The organism is Streptococcus sp. ZY171113 (genome assembly GCF_057748235.1).
This window is the reverse complement of sequence record NZ_CM173243.1, coordinates 863,916-878,727: the sequence shown is the minus strand read 5'-3', so window position 1 is coordinate 878,727 and position 14,812 is coordinate 863,916. Positions and strand designations below refer to the sequence as shown.

Below are 14,812 nucleotides of genomic sequence, written 5' to 3'. Positions count from 1 at the left end.
GATTAGCCTTTCAAAACCAGAGCAACGACAATCAGATAAACAAGGGTTAAGAGGCTTAGAAGGCCAGCATGCCATTTCCAACTGATGGTCACATAACCGACAAATTCCCGGATGAAGGCATTGAGACTAAAGTAGAACTTGGTCTTGGCCCCGTAGCCGATACACTTGACCCCTTCCTTGCGGGCAAAAATCAGAGCTCTAAAGAGGTGGTAATAATTGGTCACGATGGCAAATCGCTTCTCGCCCATCATCAAACGCACCGAGTAGCGGATATTTTCCCTAGTATTGGTCGATTGGTTCTCCAAGAGAATGTCCTCGGCTGGCACGCCTTGCTTGAGGGCATAGTTGGTCATGGCCTGAGCTTCTGAGATGACCTCATCAGCACCCTGACCACCCGACATGATCAACTTGCTGCCCTTGTGTTTACGGTAAATAGCAATGCCCTTATCAATCCGAGAAGCCAGAAGCGGCGTAACCTCCTCACCATTAAGACCAGCCCCCAGAACCACGACATAGTTTAAGGGGTTGGTGACCAGATTGATGAGGTTGAGAAAACTAGCAACGGTGTAGGAAATGCTCAGGGTTATGGCATAGAAAATCCAAAGACCGACAAGAAGGTAGAGATAGTACCAGATTGTCGGTGACTGCAACTGATTGCCCAAGCGTGGAAACAAGTAAAGGTAAATGCCTAATCCAATAGCCAAGCCCAAGGACAAGAAATTGTACCAACGGGTTCCTTCCCGACGAAGCAACTGCCAACTGTTGTACAGGAGGGTAAGCAATAGCAAGAAGGGGCCAAAAACGATGGATAAGAGAACAACGATCCCGATGAGACCGATTATCAGAGAAGCTAAAGGATTGATTGGGCCCTCTTGATTCAGTAAATTAGCCCCAAGAGCCAATGTGGTCAGGCCACTGACCACCAAGAAACTAAAGCCAATCAAGATCTGACGGCGTTCAAATATAAACATCAGTAAAAAAGCCAACCAGGCTAAAACGGCAATCCAAATCATCACATCTTCTCCTCCACCATACTTTTTACTGGCTCAAAACTCTTTCGGTGGATAGGCGTAACACCCAAATTTCGAAGACCCGCCAAATGTTTGGCCGTGCCGTATCCCGAATTTTGGGCGAAATCATAGCCTGGATAAAGCTGGTCATAATCCGCCATCAGGCGGTCACGGGTCACCTTGGCCACGATGGAGGCCGCCGCAATGGACATGCTCTTACTATCGCCCTTAATCAGGCTGGTTTGCGGCAGGTCACTCTCCAAGGTCATGGCATCAATCAGCAGGTGGTCGGGTCGAACAGCCAGCTGATTCAAGGCATCCAGCATGGCCAGCTTGGTGGCCTGGTAGATGTTAACCGCGTCGATGACCTCAGGCCCCTGCACGCTGATGCCCACGGCCAGAGCCTGGCTCATGACCGCCTCATAAACCGCCGCATGCTTTTTCTTAGGAATCTGCTTGCTGTCATTGAGGTCCTTGATTTTGCAGCCGACAGGCAGGATAACCGCCGCCGCCACGACTGGTCCCGCCAGGGGGCCCCGCCCGACTTCGTCGATGCCTGCGATAAGCTGGTAGCCCTTTTGGTTGAGGTCTTTTTCGTAGCATAGCAGAGCTTCTAAACGGCTGTCCTCGGCGACTTCTGCTTCCAGCTCCTTACGGCGTTTCCTGATGGCCGCCTGCACCCCTGCTCGGCTATCTTCCAAAAAAACAGCAAAAAGGGGGTCTGCCAAATCCGTCAGTTCAGCCAGCTGGGCCTTAATCTCCTGTATAGTCGCCATGCTCGTCCACCTTGTCTAGGGTATAGGTGCCCAAACGGCCGTCCCGCACCTCTTTGACAAAGAGCTGGTAAAAGCGGTCATAGTCATCTTTGAATCCCAGTTTTTGAGTCAAGTCCATGATGAGCTCAGGCGTGTCCTGGTCCCAATCCACACCCTTGAAACGGTCCTTGAGGCGGTCAGGGTAGTTAGCCTTGAAGTAGTCCAGGCCGAAGATGGTCACCTCGTCCATGGGCAGGAGGTTGTCCTTGATGGCACCGGTCAAAGCCAGTTTAAGACCGACCAGCTGGTCCTCAAACTTGGGCCAGAGGATACCAGGCGTGTCCAAAATCTCCAGCTCCTTGTTGGTCTTGAGCCACTGCTGGCCCTTGGTCACCCCAGGCTTGTTGCCGACCACAGCAATTTTCTTGCCAGCCAGGCGGTTCATGAGGGTGGACTTACCAGCGTTGGGAATGCCGATGATCATGGTCCGCAGGGTTTCCTTGTGAATCCCCCGCTCCCGCAGGCGAACCAGCTTGTCAGCCATGAGGCTCTTAGCTGCCTCAGTCACCAGCTTGACCGTGATTTGCTCCTTGGAGTTAAGAGCCAGGGTCTTGATGCCCTGAGCCTCGTAGAAAGCCCGCCAGGCCTTGGTGGCTTCCTTATCTGCCAAATCAGCCTTGTTGAGAATCAAGAGTTTGGGCTTGTCGCCCACAATCTTGGTCAGCATGGGGTTCTGGCTGGACAAGGGCAGCCTTGCGTCCACCAAAATGGTCACAAAATCAACAAATTTAAGGTTTTCCTGGACCTGCCGTCTGGCCTTGGACATGTGGCCTGGAAACCATTGAATAGTCGCCATAGTAATCATCCTTTCGTCTTTCTGTCTATCAGACCATTCTAGCACAAATGGCTAGATTTTGAAAGGGAGAGAGGTCAGGGTATGGCCAAAACCCATGCTTTAATTTTTGATACAAGCTGCGTTTTTTCAGAAATTGTAAACAGCTTTCAGTTAGGAAGAGGTGAAGTCTGAACCTTATCGCCCTTCCCTTGTTTTTCCCTACTAGGAACCTGTTTTTCTTGGACCTTTTCTAAAAATTGTGAGATAATAAACTTAGAACAACCAAGGAGGGCTGCCATGTTAAAGCTGATTCGTCGCACCGCATACTTTGTCATTTTTTGGGACATCTTGATTCCCTTGCACCTGGTCAACTTTGCTATCCTGTCTGCCAACTGGGCCTTGTTACTGGCTTTAGGTCTGATTGGCATGCACGGGGTCTGCTTTATTCACCTTCACAATCAGGTCAAGGATAAGCTCTACCAAGACCAAAACAATCAGTCATAAGAAAAACCTGTCGGGAAAATCTTCCCGGCAGGTGTCTTTTTTAGTTCCCGTAGCCGTCTGGCCTTGGACATGTAGCCTGGAAACCATTGAATAGTCGCCATAGTAAAAAAATCCTTTCGTATACAAGAGGTCTTTGCTTTAGTGCTTAAAGTCTATAAGTGGCTTCTATTATACCACGATTTTACAAAACTGAAAGATTTTTTAGCCAGCTTCGTCAGAATAGCTACAACTCTATCCGTCTCGAGACTGATTTCCAGCCGGTCTAGGTTTTTTCGCACAGCTTTTTGCCCAAATTATGATAAAATAGTACAGTCTGAAAATGAAAGAAAAGGATTGTAACATGACCATCGGAATTGATAAGATTGGTTTTTCGACCAGTCAATACCGTTTAGAGATGACGGATTTTGCTGCGGCTCGTGGCGAGGACGTCGGCAAATTTCACAAGGGCCTGATGATAGATAGCATCAGCATTTCACCCATTACCGAAGATATTGTGACCCTGGCCGCTTCTGCTGCCAGTCAAATCTTGACCGACGAGGACAAGGCGACCATCGACCTAATTATCGTTGGCACTGAGACCGGCATCGACCAGAGTAAGGCGGCCAGCGTCTTCCTCCACAGCCTCTTGGGCATCCAGCCTTTTGCCCGCTCCATCGAGATGAAAGAGGCCTGCTATGCCGCTACGGCTGGTTTGGACTACGCCAAGGCCCACCTGGCCAAGCACCCTGACAGCAAGGTCCTAGTCATCGCCAGCGACATCGCCAAGTACGGCGTCCGCTCTGGCGGTGAACCGACACAGGGGGCTGGTGCCGTGGCCATGCTGGTGACCAGCAAGCCTCGCTTGCTCGTTCTCCATGATGACAATGTGGCCCAAACCCGCGACATCATGGACTTCTGGCGACCAAACTATTCCAGCACCCCTTATGTGGATGGCCGTTTTTCGACCGAACAGTACCTAGACTGCCTGACCACGACCTGGGCCGAGCACCAGCACCGTTTCGACAGCAAGCTGGACGACCTGGCCGCCTTCTGCTTCCACGTGCCCTTCCCTAAACTGGCCCAAAAAGGCCTGCTGAGCCTCATGCCTGCTGACCTGAGTGAGGCCAAACGCGACCAGCTCCTGGCCAACTTCGAGGCCGCCATCGCCTACAACCGCCAGGTGGGCAACATCTACACCGGATCGCTTTACCTCTCTCTTCTTTCTCTTTTGGAAAATAGCAGAGCTTTGCAAGCGGGTGACCGGATTGGTCTCTTTAGCTACGGTTCTGGTGCAGTTTGTGAGGTCTTCACAGCAACGCTGGTAGACGGTTTTGAAGAGCAACTGAGAACCGACCGCCAAGCGGAACTGGATAGCCGCTCAGCCATTTCCACAGAAGACTATGAAAAACTCTTCTATGAAGAAGCTGTGCTTGACGCTGACGGTTCTGCCAGCTTTGGCAGCTACCTGACGGGCGACTACGCCCTAACCGCTATCGACCAGCACCGCCGCATCTATAAAAAGGTAAACTAAGATGGGAACTTGGACAGGATTTTACAAGAAAAGCCGTGAAGAACGGCTGACCATTCTCAAAGAACAGGGCCTGTTGTCAGCAGAAAACTGGGGCAAGTTGGCCGCTAACAGCCAGCTCCCGCTGGACGTGGCCAATAACATGGTGGAAAATGTACTGGGAACCCTCAGCCTGCCCCTGGCCTTGGTGCCCGATGTCCTGGTGGACGGCAAGATCTACCAGGTACCCTTTGCCACTGAGGAGCCCTCCGTTGTGGCGGCAGCAAGCTACGCCAGCAAGCTGATCAGTCGGTCAGGTGGCTTCACCACCACCCTCCACAACCGCCTCATGATTGGGCAAGTGGCCCTCTATGGGGTTGCTGACGTGACAGCCGCTACTGCTGCCGTCCTTGCTCAGAAAGACCAGCTCCTGCAAATCGCCAATGACGCCCACCCCTCCATCGTCAAACGAGGGGGCGGAGCCAGAGACCTGACTGTTGAACTGGTCGACGGTCAGACCAGCTTTCTGGTGGCCTACCTCAAGGTGGACACCCAGGAGGCCATGGGAGCCAACATGGTCAACACCATGATGGAGGCCCTGCGTGGTCCTCTGGAAGAGCTGACTGGTGGCAAGAGCCTCATGGCCATCCTGTCCAACTATGCCACCGAGAGCCTAGTCACGGCGAAGTGTGCTGTTGACCTCCCTTATCTCAGCAGAGACCCCAAGGAAGCCTTGGAGTTGGCTGAGCGGATTGCCCTGGCCAGCGACTTTGCCCAGGCTGACCCCTACCGAGCCAGCACCCACAACAAGGGCATTTTCAATGGCATTGATGCCTTGGTGCTGGCAACTGGCAATGACTGGCGGGCCATCGAGGCTGGCGGCCATGCCTACGCCAGCCGAGCCGGCCGCTATCAGGGCCTCTCAACCTGGACCCTTAGCGAAGACAAGACAAAACTTCTCGGTCAGCTGACCATGCCCATGCCGATTGGGACCAAGGGCGGTTCCATCGGCCTCAACCCCAGTGTTCAAGTTGCCCATGATCTGCTAGGTCAGCCAACTGCCAAGGAATTGGCTCGCTTGATTGTCTCAATAGGTCTGGCTCAGAACCTGGCAGCAGTCAAGGCCCTGACTGGGGCTGGCATTCAGGCTGGTCACATGAAACTCCATGCCAAATCCTTGGCACTCCTTGCAGGAGCGACAGCTGGGGAACTTGACCAAGTCGTCAAAGAGCTCCTGACCGCCCCTCACCTCAACTTGGAGACTGCGACAGCTATTTTACAAAAACAGCGAAAAAAATAAGTAATCCCATAAGAAAAGAGCGACCACGCGGACGCTCTTTTTTATCTTATTTTCTAACCATAGTTTTGCGGATATCCAGGGCAACGGCCACGATGATGACGATACCTTGAATAACGTTGGTCATGTCTGGTGATACCCCCAGGTAAGTCAAGCAGACCTTGAGGAGCTCGAAGACGAATACCCCGAGGAGAATGCCTGGAACAGTACCTTGACCACCAGCGGTAGAAACACCACCGATTGTCGCAGAGGCGATGGCGTCAAGCTCATAACCCATACCAGCACCAGCACCAGCCGAACCAGTCTTAGCGGTCAAGAGGAAGCCTGCCAAGCCGTAGAGGAGACCTGCCAAAAGGAAAATCTTAACTTTCGACAAACGAACGTTTACCCCTGAAACCTCAGCAGCGTGCTCGTTACCACCGATAGCGTACATGTACTTACCATAACGGGTCTTGTTGTAAAGAACCCACATGCCCAGACCAACCAGGGCAGCAATAATGGTGATGTAAGGGATAACCCCAAAGAGCTTACCTTGACCCAGGTTAACGAACTCATCCTTGAAGGTACCGATTGGCTTACTTTGTGAGTAAATCAAGACCAAACCGTAGGTCATGATTTGAGTACCCAAGGTTGCCAAGAATGGTGGCACGTTGAGGAAGGAAATGATGGAACCGTTGAGCAAGCCCAAGAGTGCACCAACCACAAGGGCAGCCAAGAGTGGCACAATAATCGGTAAATCTGGCAAGTTAGGGAAGAACTTACCTGCAAAGTCAGGTTTCTGAACCAGTGTTGCTGTGATGATGGCGGTCAAACCAACCACACGACCTGCCGACAGGTCAGTACCACGCGTAATCAAACACCCTGAAATCCCCAGAGCGATGATGAAACGAACTGAGGTGTTGGCCATGATGTTGGCCGCATTCCCCATGGTGAAAAAGTTGTCTTTCGTGAGACCTGTATAGAGAATCATCACGGCTACAACGATGTACATGGAGTTCTTGGTTAAAAACTCCCCTAGATTAAAGGCTTTTTTAGCGTCTGTCATCTTATTCTCCTTCTTGATTGCCTACCATAAATTTCGTTGCCAAGGTCATTACGGACTCTTGAGTGGCCTCTTCCTTGTCCAGGAAACCAGCTACCCGGCCCTCACACATAACCATTACACGGTCTGAAACGCCCAAAAGCTCAGACATTTCAGAGGTGATCATGATGATGGCCTTGCCTTCGGCTGCCAAATCATTGATGATTTGATAAATCTCGTACTTGGCACCAACGTCAATACCCCGAGTTGGCTCATCCAGAATCAAAATATCTGGGTTATTGGCCAGCCAGCGAGCCAGGATAACCTTCTGCTGGTTACCACCCGACAGGGTACCAATCTTGGTCTTGGTGTTTGGCGTCTTAACCCGCAGGCGGGACACGTTGGTATCCACAACCTCGTTCATTCGTTTGTCATCCAAGAGCCCAAAACCACCGACATATTGCTTGAGGGCCGCGATTGAGGCGTTGTCCGTGATCGAAAGCACCCCAAAGATACCGTTGTAGCGGCGGTCTTCCGTTACCAGGGCGATTTTGTTGGCGATGGCATCCGCTGGTTTCTTGATGGTCACAGGACGACCATGGACAGAGATTTGTCCCTCTTTTAGAACCCGCATCCCGTAAAGGGCCTCCATGAGCTCGGTCCGCTGAGCACCAACAAGTCCACCGATACCCAAGATTTCACCCTTGTGGAGGTCAAAACTGGCATTTTTGAAGGACAGCGGGTTTGGTGAGGTCAAGTTATCCACCTTGAGGATAAGCTCCTCAGACACCACATTGGTCTTAGGTGGGAAAAGACTGGTCAACTCACGACCAACCATGTTCTGGATGATTTTGGCGGTGGTCATCTCGCTGGCAGGCCAAGTGCCCACATACTGGCCATCCCGCATGATGGAAATATCATCTGAAATCCGCAAGATTTCATCCATCTTGTGAGAAATGTAAATGATACCGATATTTTTCTTCTTGAGGCTATCAATGATTTCAAAGAGTTTCTCAACCTCTGAACTGGTCAGAGAAGAGGTCGGCTCATCCATGATCACGACCTTGGCCTTGTGGGAAATGGCCTTGGCAATCTCAACAGACTGCATCTGGGACACGGTCAATTCATTCAGCAAGGTTTTGGGGTCAATGTAAAGGCCTACCTCATCCAAAAGTTCCTTGGTATCAGCATTCATCTTGGCATGGTCAACCAGGTTGAACTTACCGAGGGGGTAGTTGCCCAAAAAGACGTTTTCTGCGATAGACATCATGCGGATAGGCTGCAATTCCTGGTGAATCATGGACACACCAGCGTCAATGGCTTCCTTGGAATCCTTGAAATCAACTTCCTTGCCATCAAAGACAATCTTGCCCCCATCACGATGGTAAATCCCAAACAGACACTTCATCAGGGTTGACTTACCTGCACCATTCTCCCCCATGAGGGCGTGCACCGTCCCTGGACGGAGCTTGAAGGTCACATTATCCAAAGCCTTGACCCCTGGGAATGTCTTGGTAATGTTGGTCATTTCTAAAATATAATTACTCATTCGCCACGGCTCACTTTCTCTTTTAACGAAATATGTTCTTACCGTCCAGAGCCACCAGATACCCTGACTGGCCTAAGAAGGCAAGAACATATTCGACTTTTCTAAATTGGGTTACTCTTTTATGACTGATTAGTTGCTAGATTTTTCGCTCTTAGCACGTTCTTCGTAGCGCGCTTTAGCTTCTTTAGTTGTTTCAGTTTTCGCTTCTGCATCTTTAAGTTCAGCATCAGCTTTTGAGGTTACTTTCACGTAGTTAACCCAGTAGTAAGAAGACACATCTTCACCCTTAATCAACTTAACAGCAACGTCAGCTGCAGTGTGTGATTGGTTGTAGTGGTCGTTCAAAACAGTACCAGTCAACTCACCTTTTTCAAGAAGCTCCATGGCATCTGGAATAGCGTCTACACCGACTACCAAGATGTCCTTACCAACGGTACGACCAGCAGCCTTGATAGCTGTTACCGCACCAACCGCCATACCGTCGTTGTTGGCGAAGACAACTTCCAGTTTGTCACCGAATTGCTCAAGGGCAGTTGCAGTAACTTCTTGACCTTTAGCGGTATCCCAGTTAGCCAGGTATGGCTCAGCCAAGGCTTCACGCTTGATACCAGCATCATCAAGGGCTTTAACAGAGTAAGCTGTCCGTTGTTGTGCGTCAACGTTAGCTGGGTCACCGAAGAGGGTGATGTAGTTGACTTTACCGTCACCGTTGATATCCCCCTTAGAATCAGTTGCAGCGATGATCTCACCTTGGTAGGTACCTGATTGGGTGGCATCAGCACCAACATAGGCTGTCTTGCCTTCCCAAATTTCAAGTTCAGATACTTCTGGTTCGCGGTTAATCAAAACAACTGGAATTTCAGCTGATTTAGCTTGGTTGATGATGGCACCAGCCGCAGTTGGGTCAACCAAGTTAGCCAAGATAACGTCTTTGCCTTGAGCGATGAAGTTGTTGATTTGCTCAGTTTGAGTGGCCTGGTCTTGTTTACCGTCTTGGAAATCAAGAACGTATTTGTCACCAGTTTCTTCGCTCAATTTGTCAAAGTAAGTTTGCAACTCTTCACGGTAGAGGGTCATGAAGTTGTCATCAAATTTGTAGATGGCAACACCAACGTTGTAGGTTTTGCCTGAGCCACCGCCAGCAGCTTCAGAACCGCCGCCACCACTGCTACATGCTACGAGAGACAAAACTGAGGCTGAGAGAGCCAAATACTTCAAACTTTTTTTCATTGTAAAACTTATCCTTTCTAAAGATAAAAGAGTAACCAATTTTGTTTCGAAACCACTGCAAGCGATTTCCTTAACAACTCTATGGTAAACTTTTACTAAACAATTGTCAAGTGGTTTTGAAAATTTTTTTGAAATTTTTTCCTAGATTTCCGTTATTAAATTCAGAAAATTTAGTAAAAACAGCATGTTATGGCTTGCTTTTCTCTCTTTTTTGTGTTATTCTATCAGTATAAAAGAAAAGGAGATTTATCATGATTTCATTAGAAAAAACACGTCAAGACCTTCAGTCCCTCAATATGACGACTATTGTCCTCAACTTTATTTTTGCTGCATTTGGTCTCTTGGGCCTTGTTGGCATCATCTTTGGGATGGCTATGCTAGGCAATCCAGACTTTCAAGCCGGTTTAGCAGATGGGGCTGGAACCAGCCCAGAACAACTGCAAATGGTCCAAAGCCTCTTCGGTACCATCGGTATTCTCATCATGGTTGCCGCAACCATGTTCCCCTTGATTGTTGCCATTTTAGCCCTGCTTAACCGCAAGAAGATTGCTGCCAACCAGCCTAGCCTGGTGCCTTACTATATTGGAGGGATTGTTGCTGTTTTCAATTTGATTGGTGGCCAAGTGAACGGGTTTAATCTGATTGGCTTGGCGATTCAAGGTGGACTGATTGTCCTCTACTACTTCGCTATCAAGAAATCCAAAGACTTGCTGACCCATTCGTCAAGCAATGGTATCATCGAAAACTAAGCTAAAAGCTAGGTCCCAGGGCCTAGCTTTTAGCGTGTCATTTTTAGAAAAAAATCGATCTACTCACTAACCTTCTCCTGCACATATTCTGCCAGCTGGCAGGTCAAATCATATCGCATAAAAGGCGTAATCAGGTAGATGCCCTTGAAACCAAGTTCCAGAGCTCGGTCAATCAGCCGTTTGCTCTCAGACAAACCGATGGCCTCGCAGGCTTTTTTGTCTTCCTTGACCGCCTCCAAACGGGCCAACAGGTCCTCATCCAGAGTGATTCCTGGTACCTCATTGTGGAGGAACATGGCATTGTTGTAGGTCACAATCGGCATGATCCCGATAAAAAACGGCTGCTCATACGGTCTTACCAGCTCTGCCATTTCCTCAAGAATAGCCGAGCTGTAAACGGGCTGGGTGATGAAGTAGTCGGCCCCGGCCGCAATCTTTTTCTCAATCAGGCGGTAGGAGCGAGCCAGGTTCTTGATGTTGGGGTTGAAAGCCGCCGCCACCGTGAAGTTGGTGGCTTTTTTGAGGGCAGCCCCTGTGTAGCCCAAGCCCTGGTTGAGCTGCTTAACCAGACCAATCAGCTTGAAACTGTTGAGGTCGTAAACGCTGGTCGCCCCAGGAAAATCCCCCATCTTAGAAGGGTCACCCGTCACGGCCAGAATGTTGTCAATACCCAAAACATCCATGCCCAAGAGGCGAGACTGGAGACCAATCATGTTGTGGTCACGGCAGGCCAAGTGGAGCAAGAAAGGCGTCTCAATCTGGTTTTTTAGGCTAGCCGCCAGGCTCAGGTTACAAATCCTCGTGCTGGCTAGAGAGTTGTCCGCCAGGGTAATGGCCGACAGGCCAGCCTGATCCAGAGCCTTGACCCCAGTCACAAACCGTTCCAGGTCAAGGGTTTTGGGTGGGTCAATCTCCGCAATGACCGTCACTTCTCTCTTGGCTCGGTCGGCTAGTGATCTGGTCGGCTGACTAAGTCTGACCACCAACTCTTCAAGGTTCTCAGCTCTCACTTCTTTTTCAGAAATGGGTGCCACGCCCCGCAAGGCAGTTTTAGCGGCTCGGATATGGTCTGGTGTCGTCCCACAACAGCCACCAATCAGGCGAACACCTTGCTCCGCAAAGGCCTTGCTGGCCTGACCAAAATAGGCCGCATTCTGGCTGAAACTGTATTGGCTGGTGTTGCCATCTTCCTGCAAACTGAGCAGGCTAGCATTGGGGTAAACCGCCAAGTAAGCATGGTCCAGCAGGGGCAGGTTCTCCAACGATTGGAGCATGTGTGCAGGGCCCAAGTGGCAGTTAAGCCCCACCACATCTGCCCCCAGCTGGCTGAGCTGGGCCAGGACTTCCGCAGCAGGCTGACCGTCTGCGGTCAGCCCCACCTCTTGCAGGGTGATGTTGGTCATGATAGGCAGGTCGGTCAAGGGACGGAGAGCTTTAAGAACCGCCACCAATTCTTCCAAATCGTAGTAGGTTTCTAGCAAGAGACCGTCCACCTGACCTGTTTCCAAAAGGTAGCCCGCCTGCTCCACCGTCTCAGCCACAATAGCGGCCAAGCTCAGCTCACAATGGCGTAAGCTCCGAGACGCTCCGATGGTTCCCAGAACAAAGACCTCGTCTCCTGCCGTCGCCCGAGCCAGGGCCACACCGGCCTGGTTGATGGCCTTGACCTGCCCCTCCAAACCGAAAGACCGCAAGCGATGGGCCTTGGCCGCATAGGTATTGGTCTGGATAATATCCGCTCCCGCCTCGATATAGGCACGATGAATGGCCGCAATCCGCTCAGGATGGCTGATGTTGTAGGCCTCGTGACAGGTGTCCAGACCATCCGCATAGAGCAGGGTCCCCATGGCCCCATCTGCCACTAAAATTTCTTTTTCTAAACGTTCCAATAATCTGGACATAAGCTCTCCTTCGGGGATTTTTTAGGGGGGCTCGCTTTCGCTCGCCAATAGCCGAGCAGGCAAACCCGTTTCCCAACTAAGAAGAGCCACCCAGCCCTGCTCGGCCAGACTTGGCGAGTGAGCTTGGGTGGCTCTAGCAACAATTAGTTAATGCAATCTGGCTAGCCTTCCAATTCCTGACGAACAGCCTTGGTCGCTGCCACCAGAACTTCAAGGGCCGCTAGTGTTTCCACTTCGCCACGGGTCTTGAGGCCGCAGTCTGGGTTAACCCAGAATTGATCCGTTGACAACTGCTGCAATGGGCGTTTGATGTTGGCCACCACTTCTTCCTGGGTTGGTACACGAGGGGAGTGGATATCGTAAACCCCCAGACCGATACCCAGCGGGTAAACAGCCGTTTCAAAGGCCTCAATGATGTCACCGTGGCTACGGCTGGTCTCAATGGAAATCACGTCCGCATCCAAGGCACGGATGGAATCGATGATTTCTTCGAACTTAGAGTAGCACATGTGGGTGTGGATTTGGGTGCTGTCCGCCACAGACGAGGTCGCAATGCGGAAGGCATTGACCGAGTCATCCAGGTAAGCCTGCTGCTTGCTCTTGCGGAGCGGCAGACCTTCACGCAGGGCCGCCTCGTCCACCTGGATAATGGCAATGCCAGCCTCTTCCAAGAGCTTGATTTCGTCCTTGATGGCCAAACCGATTTGGTTGAAGAGTTCAGCACGGGAAATGTCTGTCCGCTCAAAGGACCAGTTGGTGATAGTGATTGGTCCAGTCAGCATGCCCTTAACCGGACGGTCAGTCAAGCTCTGAGCAAAGGCTGATTCCTTAACGGTCAATGGCTGGATATGTTTGACATCACCGTAGATGATTGGCGGTTTAACAGCACGAGAACCGTAAGACTGGACCCAACCCAGCTTGGTTGTGGTGAAACCAGCCAGCTTCTGACCGAAGAATTCCACCATGTCCACCCGTTCAAACTCACCGTGCACCAGCACGTCGATGTCCAAGTCTTCCTGAATCCGAATCCAACGCTCGATTTCTGCATTGATGAAGGCTTCATATTGTTCATTGGTGATGTCGCCACGCTTCCAAGCCAGGCGGGTCTGACGCACTTCTGATGATTGTGGGAAGGAACCGATGGTCGTGGTTGGCAGTATTGGCAGGCCAAGTTTCTCTTGTTGGATAAGCTTACGCTCGGCATGACCTGAAGTCCGCTCGGTGCGGATGTCAGCAATTTTCTCCAAGTCCAGGTGACGGAAGTCTGCCGCTTGCAGGGCATCAAAGGCGGCCACATGTTGGTCGTAGGCTGGATTGTCCTGACCGTCCAATTTCTCCGCCAAGAGCTTGATTTCAGTCAATTTCTCGTCAGCGAAGCTCAAACCGCCCAAGAGAACTGGGTCCAGGTCGGTCTCGTTTTTAGTGGTTACTGGCACGTGGAGGAGGGAGCATGATGGCTGCACCACCAGTTCTTTGACACGACCTTTCAGGTCGGATAGCAGAGCAGAGGTCTTGGTAAGGTCTGTTGACCAGATGTTACGGCCATCAACCACCCCAGCGAAGACTTCCTTGTCCGCAAAGCGGCCGTCTGTCAGGCTAGCCAGGTTTTCCTCCAGGCCGTGAACCAGGTCGAGACCAAAGGCTGCCACAGGCAGGTCTGCCAAGTCTGGACTAATCAGAGCTTCAAAATAGGTTTGGAAGATGAATTTGGCTTCTGGCACTTCCTGGGCAAAATAAGCGTAAACCTCTTTTGCCAGCTCCAGGTAGTCAGCTGATTCATCAGTCACAAAGATTGGCTCATCGATTTGAATATAGCCAGCACCAGCGGCAACCAGTTCTGTAAAGACCTGCTTGTAAAGTGGGAGCAAGCTGTCAACGGCTGACTTGATATCAGCTAGGCCATTTGACAAAGCCACATAGGTAATCGGACCCGTGATGACTGGCTTGGCCTTGTCGCCAACCAGCTCGCGTGCCTCTAAATAGAGGTCCAAGAGGCGGGTGTTGGTCAGTTTTGGCGTGGTGGTCGGTGTCCACTCAGGAACGATGTAGTGGTAGTTGGTGTTGAACCACTTCTTGAGGGCAGAGGCCACGTTAGCCTTGTTGCCACGGGCCACCGCAAAGTAGAGGTCAATATCCAGCGGCAGGTCACGGAAACGCTCAGGAATGATGTTGAACTGCAAGGACAAGTCCAAAATGTGGTCGTAGAGGGAGAAATCACCGACTGGAATCAGGTCCAAACCAGCCTCCAGCTGCTTGGTCAAGAAACTGGTCCGCAGGTCCTTGGCCTGGGCAAAGAGGTCTTCCTGGCTGATGGTGCCAGCCCAGTAGGCCTCAATCAGCTTCTTCCACTCACGGTTTTCACCCAAACGTGGGTAACCCAAACTTGAAATTTTTGTCATAATCAGTCTCCTTCTAATAGCCAAACTATAAGGTCGTTTTTGTTTACAGTTTTATGATAAGGCATACAAGGCTAAA

At 50.9% G+C, this 14,812-nt stretch carries 12 protein-coding genes; 4 read left to right on the top strand and 8 right to left on the bottom strand.

Features of this window, described 5'->3' with window-relative positions; genetic code table 11:
- Positions 1-2: 2 nt before the first annotated feature.
- Genes AC3ARB_RS04075 through ylqF form a run of 3 tightly spaced genes read right to left on the bottom strand, consistent with a single transcriptional unit; the run spans position 3 to position 2,621 of the window.
- Positions 3-1,013 (bottom strand): YdcF family protein, encoded by a 1,011-nt coding sequence (locus AC3ARB_RS04075; RefSeq protein ID WP_488321527.1) that lies wholly within the window; start codon positions 1,011-1,013, stop codon positions 3-5.
- Positions 1,013-1,786 (bottom strand): ribonuclease HII, encoded by a 774-nt coding sequence (gene rnhB / locus AC3ARB_RS04070; protein ID WP_488321282.1) that lies wholly within the window; start codon positions 1,784-1,786, stop codon positions 1,013-1,015. The genes AC3ARB_RS04075 and rnhB overlap by 1 nt, the downstream gene beginning before the upstream one ends.
- Positions 1,764-2,621 carry a ribosome biogenesis GTPase YlqF gene (ylqF, locus tag AC3ARB_RS04065; RefSeq protein WP_488321281.1) on the bottom strand — a complete coding sequence of 286 codons (858 nt, stop codon included), beginning with the start codon at positions 2,619-2,621 and terminating at the stop codon, positions 1,764-1,766. The genes rnhB and ylqF overlap by 23 nt, the downstream gene beginning before the upstream one ends.
- A gap of 276 nt (positions 2,622-2,897) precedes the next feature.
- Here ylqF and AC3ARB_RS04060 point away from each other — a divergent pair, with 276 nt between their 5' ends.
- The 3 genes from AC3ARB_RS04060 (at position 2,898) to AC3ARB_RS04050 (ending at position 5,890) form a co-directional block, all read left to right on the top strand.
- Positions 2,898-3,104: a hypothetical protein gene (locus AC3ARB_RS04060; protein ID WP_488321280.1), complete on the top strand. Its 207-nt coding sequence runs from the start codon at positions 2,898-2,900 to the stop codon at positions 3,102-3,104.
- Positions 3,105-3,444: 340 nt separating this feature from the next.
- A complete protein-coding gene (locus AC3ARB_RS04055) occupies positions 3,445-4,614 on the top strand; it encodes a hydroxymethylglutaryl-CoA synthase (protein ID WP_488321279.1) in 1,170 nt (389 codons plus the stop codon).
- A 1-nt stretch (position 4,615) separates the two neighbouring features.
- Positions 4,616-5,890 carry a hydroxymethylglutaryl-CoA reductase, degradative gene (locus tag AC3ARB_RS04050; protein ID WP_488321278.1) on the top strand — a complete coding sequence of 425 codons (1,275 nt, stop codon included), beginning with the start codon at positions 4,616-4,618 and terminating at the stop codon, positions 5,888-5,890.
- Between the two features lie 46 nt (positions 5,891-5,936).
- Here AC3ARB_RS04050 and AC3ARB_RS04045 read toward each other — a convergent pair whose 3' ends face one another.
- From AC3ARB_RS04045 to AC3ARB_RS04035, 3 genes are all read right to left on the bottom strand, one after another.
- Positions 5,937-6,932 (bottom strand): ABC transporter permease subunit, encoded by a 996-nt coding sequence (locus AC3ARB_RS04045; RefSeq protein WP_488321277.1) that lies wholly within the window; start codon positions 6,930-6,932, stop codon positions 5,937-5,939.
- A gap of 1 nt (position 6,933) precedes the next feature.
- The gene (locus AC3ARB_RS04040; protein ID WP_488321276.1) at positions 6,934-8,457 is read right to left on the bottom strand and encodes a sugar ABC transporter ATP-binding protein; all 1,524 of its coding nucleotides are present in this window, start codon (positions 8,455-8,457) and stop codon (positions 6,934-6,936) included.
- Positions 8,458-8,586: 129 nt separating this feature from the next.
- Entirely contained in the window at positions 8,587-9,687 is a 1,101-nt protein-coding gene (locus AC3ARB_RS04035) for a galactose ABC transporter substrate-binding protein (RefSeq protein WP_488321275.1), read from the bottom strand.
- A 251-nt stretch (positions 9,688-9,938) separates the two neighbouring features.
- Between AC3ARB_RS04035 and AC3ARB_RS04030 the strand changes: the two genes are divergently transcribed.
- Positions 9,939-10,436, top strand: a complete 498-nt coding sequence (locus tag AC3ARB_RS04030) for a hypothetical protein (protein ID WP_488321274.1) — start codon at positions 9,939-9,941, stop codon at positions 10,434-10,436.
- A gap of 59 nt (positions 10,437-10,495) precedes the next feature.
- On the opposite strand, the gene AC3ARB_RS04025 is transcribed toward AC3ARB_RS04030, so the two are convergent.
- Together AC3ARB_RS04025 and metE are read right to left on the bottom strand one after the other, a co-directional pair.
- Positions 10,496-12,337, bottom strand: coding sequence for a bifunctional homocysteine S-methyltransferase/methylenetetrahydrofolate reductase (locus AC3ARB_RS04025; RefSeq protein WP_488321273.1), 1,842 nt, complete (start codon positions 12,335-12,337; stop codon positions 10,496-10,498).
- 161 nt (positions 12,338-12,498) lie between these two features.
- A complete protein-coding gene (gene metE, locus AC3ARB_RS04020) occupies positions 12,499-14,736 on the bottom strand; it encodes a 5-methyltetrahydropteroyltriglutamate--homocysteine S-methyltransferase (RefSeq protein ID WP_488321272.1) in 2,238 nt (745 codons plus the stop codon).
- Positions 14,737-14,812: the final 76 nt, after the last annotated feature.

Coding starts and splice junctions, on each gene's coding strand:
- AC3ARB_RS04075 (WP_488321527.1), bottom strand. CDS start 1,013: ATGATTTGGATTGCCGTTTTAGCCTGGTTGGCTTTTTTACTGATGTTT.
- rnhB (WP_488321282.1), bottom strand. CDS start 1,786: ATGGCGACTATACAGGAGATTAAGGCCCAGCTGGCTGAACTGACGGAT.
- ylqF (WP_488321281.1), bottom strand. CDS start 2,621: ATGGCGACTATTCAATGGTTTCCAGGCCACATGTCCAAGGCCAGACGG.
- AC3ARB_RS04060 (WP_488321280.1), top strand. CDS start 2,898: ATGTTAAAGCTGATTCGTCGCACCGCATACTTTGTCATTTTTTGGGAC.
- AC3ARB_RS04055 (WP_488321279.1), top strand. CDS start 3,445: ATGACCATCGGAATTGATAAGATTGGTTTTTCGACCAGTCAATACCGT.
- AC3ARB_RS04050 (WP_488321278.1), top strand. CDS start 4,616: ATGGGAACTTGGACAGGATTTTACAAGAAAAGCCGTGAAGAACGGCTG.
- AC3ARB_RS04045 (WP_488321277.1), bottom strand. CDS start 6,932: ATGACAGACGCTAAAAAAGCCTTTAATCTAGGGGAGTTTTTAACCAAG.
- AC3ARB_RS04040 (WP_488321276.1), bottom strand. CDS start 8,457: ATGAGTAATTATATTTTAGAAATGACCAACATTACCAAGACATTCCCA.
- AC3ARB_RS04035 (WP_488321275.1), bottom strand. CDS start 9,687: ATGAAAAAAAGTTTGAAGTATTTGGCTCTCTCAGCCTCAGTTTTGTCT.
- AC3ARB_RS04030 (WP_488321274.1), top strand. CDS start 9,939: ATGATTTCATTAGAAAAAACACGTCAAGACCTTCAGTCCCTCAATATG.
- AC3ARB_RS04025 (WP_488321273.1), bottom strand. CDS start 12,337: ATGTCCAGATTATTGGAACGTTTAGAAAAAGAAATTTTAGTGGCAGAT.
- metE (WP_488321272.1), bottom strand. CDS start 14,736: ATGACAAAAATTTCAAGTTTGGGTTACCCACGTTTGGGTGAAAACCGT.